This window comes from candidate division WOR-3 bacterium, assembly GCA_026418155.1.
Lineage (GTDB): Bacteria > Hydrothermota > Tepidihabitantia > Tepidihabitantales > CAIPLT01 > JAOABV01.
On sequence record JAOABV010000081.1, the window covers coordinates 1 to 5,124 of the forward strand.

Consider the following 5,124-nt stretch of genomic DNA (forward strand, 5'->3'; position numbering starts at 1 on the left):
TTTAAGTTATTTCCATAGCAGTCTTATAAATTAGTAAGCACACATTTGGGTAAGCCGTAAAACAATATCTGTTTTTGACAGATAGAGATACAAACTTTAATACATTTTACTACACGAATTAGGCTAACAGGTAGGCGACCTCGGATTCCGCTTATATGGTAAAATACTATATGCGATATGCTGGGAAATAGTCTGGCTTGGGCTAACCCCACCCTAGCCCCGATGCGACCATTTTGAAATTTTAGGTAGATATAAATTTTGTGAGAAAAGATAAAAATATCTGTGGTTGCTATGATATTTAACCAAATACAGAAGCCAAAAAGTATTGGTTAATTTAGTAATTTGTTCAGTAAAATTAAGTTTTTTGTAAAACTCTCAAATTTTCAATCAAGTCTTCACTTTAGTATCAAAAGTTTGTCCAACCTTGTTTCTTGGTCAATAGTCACTTTGATAAAATAAGCACCTGAAGACAATTTTTGGTTATTCTTATTATAAAGATTCCATTGTAGATTATAGTTGCCTCTATCAAATGTTCTATTGGCCAAAGTTTTTACTTGCTGTCCGATTGCGTTGTAAACTGCGATTTTGATTTTACTCGGTTTTGACAAGTTTAATGAGAAAAAGGCTCGGTCATAACAAGGATTGGGGTAGACTGAAAATCTTGGGGGATAATTAATTTTTTCTTCAGCAATTTCAACATTTGGTGTAATCATAAACGAATATAAGTAAGTCGGAGCATGGTTAGGAGATTTTCGCTTGAATCCTTGTAAATTTTTCACTGCTATATAATAATAGACTGTATCACCTATCGATTGTGCGGGAATATAACCGTGATAGACTCCTAAAGTATCGGAAACACTATAGAAAGAAGTCGCATTGAAATTAGTATCGCTATTAATCTTATAATATAAAAAACACGATTCGGGTATTAAACTGGTAGAAGTTATTATCTGAGCTCTGATTCGATAAGGATTTACCGTATCACTGGTATTGGCTAATTTACGATGTTTGATATGAATAAAATTTCGTGCTGGCACTTGCATTGTGATACAATGAATTGCACCACCAGAACCCGACATTGCTGAACAGTTAATACCAACGATTTGATAGCCAGGTAATGCTCGTTGATAAACTGATAATGCCGAATCATCTTCGGCTAATCCCCAAATCGGCACTAAAACTTTATTATTGACAAATAACGAATTCAGATAAGTTGGTGGTGCGCTTGAAGTGGAATATGGCATAGGAATTCGAACAATACGATAATTAATTCCTTCCCGATTTTTACATCGAGATAATGAATCCGCATTTTGATTTAATAAAGTATGATTAGGATGACCTGGGGCATAATATCCGACCATTATTAAGGTATCATTGAGAATTTTTGTCCACAAATCAATATGACCAGTATATTCAATATTAATTCGTGGCACAGTCACAAACTGGTCTAATCCATTATAAATTCGCATCAAGGAATCGATTTGTCGACGGGTAAAAGAAGGATTTTCTTCTAAAATAAGATTTGATGCAAAGCCGGTACCAAGTCCATCGGTCATAAAGTTGCCACCAGCATGTCTTAAAGGTGAACCATAAACCGGAATTCGCCAATCAGCACCCAGTCGCCAAGGAATTGAATCGTCTAATGGTCGCGGACGATTATAAATAAAATCGACAATTCCTTCAGTATTATCTTGTTTATGGATAAACCACGGTCCGTAATCACGAATCCAAATTGAATTATTGCTATAAGTTATAAAATTGACGCTATCGAGTGGAATACCACCAGCAGTCAGATAATTAGTAATATTATTTTGTTCAGAAGTATTGCGCACAATTATATATGCCTTAGTGGTTTGGACTGTATAGCGCACGATTTCTCGGAATATCGCATCATAAGTGCCATAACGCCAAGTCACTAAAACACCTCTTACTCTCTCAAATTCTGCCGGAGTTTCAACCCAACCTTCAGGCGGTAAAGTAATTTTGTGACCTGCTCCTATTTGACTCCACCGCAATTGCTCTTCAGGTGTAAGCCATTTAGGCAAAAAAGTATTATCTAAAGAATTAAATAATAAACTTAAACACAAAATAATCGTCATAATATCTCCTTGTTAAATTAAAATTTCTTGTAAAATTATATTATGGATGTGTTATAAGTCAATTGCACAAAATCTAAATTTTATTCTAAGGGATAGTATCTACTTATTGGTTAGAACTATCTTTTTAGTAAAACCACTCTGGTCAACTTCAAGATTACAGAAATAGATACCATCTGGTATTTTAAGATTATTATTATCAGTTCCATCCCAAATATAATTGTAATTGCCAGAACATAAACTTGTATTTACAAGGGTTTTTACAACACGACCTGAGGCGTCAAATATTCTTAGTAGAACTTTATGGCCTGCCTGATTACCACCGAGATTGAACGAGATAATGACATTACGGTTATAATTGGGACTGGGGTATGGTGGATTAAGCTTAGTTATTAGTTTTGAGTTGAAATTATCTTCATTAGATGAAGTTGAAACTAACCAGATTAGGCGAGTGCTCCGGTCATTATTGGGATTTTGGTCTCCCACCAGCATGCAACGAATTTTCACAGTACAAAGTTCAGTTGTTACTGGTGACCAACTGTTAAAGTTAATGCGCATTGTATCACCAGCATAAAGCACTGAGACATATTTGCTATCAGTATGTCTTAAAACACCTTGATGATTAATAATTGAGCAGATAACATTAAAATTAGACACGAGATATGAGCCATAATTTTTAATTCGGACCTTGGGCACAACTGGTTGAAAAACCGGGTGGATACTGTCTGGACTTAAAATAGCATCAACTCCGACATCCTGTGTAAGAATAACATTAATATAACCAAATGCCGTATCATTGCTTCGCCATTCGTCCGAACTAAGGGCAGTGAATGCATAAACATCATAATTACCAGTAACCGCAGTCCATATCGGAAATTCAACAATTGTGCTGTCGCCGGATGCTAAAATAATTGACGGCATTGTATGTTCATAAACATTGCCGATCTTAAAGGTCACGGGAAAAGTATCTGTGCGCGTGCCGAAATTCATAACTTTAACTTTAGGGATTACATTAGTTCCATTGATAATTGTTCCGATAGGTTGGACTATGGAAAGAATTCCCACATCGTGTTCAATCGTTGGTAATCGGATTGACACATTCTTTTCATAAGGAACACAGTCTGGGCCGGTAATTATTATTGACATTGTTCCGATTGAATGCGGATAAATTGAGAAACTTGCCATTCCAGCATTATTTGTGGTTTGTGATTGGTATATTGTCGTGTCATCTTTCATCAAACAAACATTTGCGCCAAATACGGGAACGCCTTCTTTTCTCACTGTAACAGTATATATCTGAGGTCGGGTTTCAATTATTGTCTCGTGTTGAACTGTAATAGGTTTGGGAGTGCTTGTCCAAATGCGCATTGTTGGGTCACCAAGAAGATTCCATTCCCAATATCGTGATGAATTATAATAAGGCGGTTGAAGTGAATCCACAATAAACTTTGCGCGTTTTGCCACATTACCTAAATAATAATTACGTTCTTCAAAAATTGCCTTAAAAAATGCTTTAGTTACTGTTCCCCGTAAATTTGCCAAACCTGAACCCGTAGTGGCTTCAGTTGTGCCAAAAAACGCCACAGCACCCTTGGGAGTTGTCGAAGAACCAGCATTCAAGAACTGGTCACCGAGATAGCCGGTTGGGCTCATTGGCGAAAGGGTTATGGTGGCACAAGTACCAGAAACGACCACAGGCAATTTCCAACCATTATTAGTATTATTAGGATTAACTTGGAACGGATTATACCAATTAGCGGTTGCTTCTCCGCGGTAAACAACATAGGACCGTCCATTAGTTATGGCATTGACCACATTATTTGCGTTATTACCTCGTAATCGTGAAAAAGTATCAACTTGAACATACCGATAATCATTCCAAAACGCACAAACATATCTAACATTATTCCAATAAATAGTGTCTGGATGTGTTGTTCCATCTTCTCGAACAATCCCAGTTCCTTTTCTAAACCAAAGCGAGTCTGCAATATACGGTGTTCTTTCATAACCCAGAATCTTGGCGACATTTGTTTGACATTGAGTCAAATTTGAACATGGCAGTCTGCCAACACATAGTTCCACACGGTAATCGCCCGTAATATCTCCGTAATAGTCATCAGAATAAAAACCGCCACTATAATTTACACTGGGAATAAGATTAGGTGAACCAACCAAAAGAACATATTCAGGCTTTAATTGCCAATTATTGTAAGCGTTCACAATATAATTTTTTATCTGATAAGCAGAATTTCCAGTAACAGAGAGAGGAACAATCGCAGTTTTAATGCCTTTTTTAGTTTTCCATTCGGCTAACGGCTGGAGAGCAGAAACAAAATTATCTGGCGAAATTATAAGATACTTTGCACCTTGAATTGCAAAACTAATGTTAAATATAAATATTAAAATTAATAACTTAATGTTCTTTATCATCACATTAAACAGAATTTACATCAAAACTTATGCCAAAATTAGTTCTAAATTGTATATCAAAAATATACTTCCGTCAATTAGATTTTTGTTCTTTCAATGAAAAAGAGTACAAGGCACAAACAGTCTAATTATTAACCTTAACTTACTTTTTAATTGTGCAAAACTATGCATTTAATATGCAACCAATTGCACATTCTTTTTATTATCTCTTAATTTGAAAAAATTAAGGGCTGGGTATTTTATAACCCAGCCCGGTTTATGTTTTTATTTTAACGAGTAAATATCATCTTTTTAGTGAATTTCTGATTCGGAGTTTCCAGTGTATAGAAGTAGATGCCTTCAGCAACTCTGCGATTGCTCTCGTCTCTACCATCCCAAGTCAAATTGTAAACTCCTGATTGGAGTGTGCTATTAACCAAGGTCTTTACGACTCTTCCTGACGCATCGTATATCTTCAGTTTAGTATGAACTGGTTCTGCAAGACTAAAGGAAATCTTCGCAATACCATTTGTCACTGGATTCGGTCTTATCGGATTGAGCATTGTTATCAAAGGCGTAATTCTTGTCTCTTCCTCTACTGAGGAATATGAAGTGATGG

At 35.9% G+C, this 5,124-nt stretch carries 3 protein-coding genes; all 3 read right to left on the reverse strand.

Annotated features, from left to right (window positions below):
• Positions 1-395: 395 nt before the first annotated feature.
• On the reverse strand, positions 396-2,099 hold the full coding sequence (locus N2201_07250) for an agmatine deiminase family protein (GenBank protein MCX7785994.1): 1,704 nt from the start codon (positions 2,097-2,099) through the stop codon (positions 396-398).
• 99 nt (positions 2,100-2,198) lie between these two features.
• On the reverse strand, positions 2,199-4,526 hold the full coding sequence (locus tag N2201_07255; protein ID MCX7785995.1) for a C25 family cysteine peptidase: 2,328 nt from the start codon (positions 4,524-4,526) through the stop codon (positions 2,199-2,201).
• Positions 4,527-4,795: 269 nt separating this feature from the next.
• Positions 4,796-5,124, reverse strand: a 329-nt coding sequence (locus N2201_07260) for a T9SS type A sorting domain-containing protein (protein ID MCX7785996.1), incomplete at its 5' end; no start/stop codon positions are given.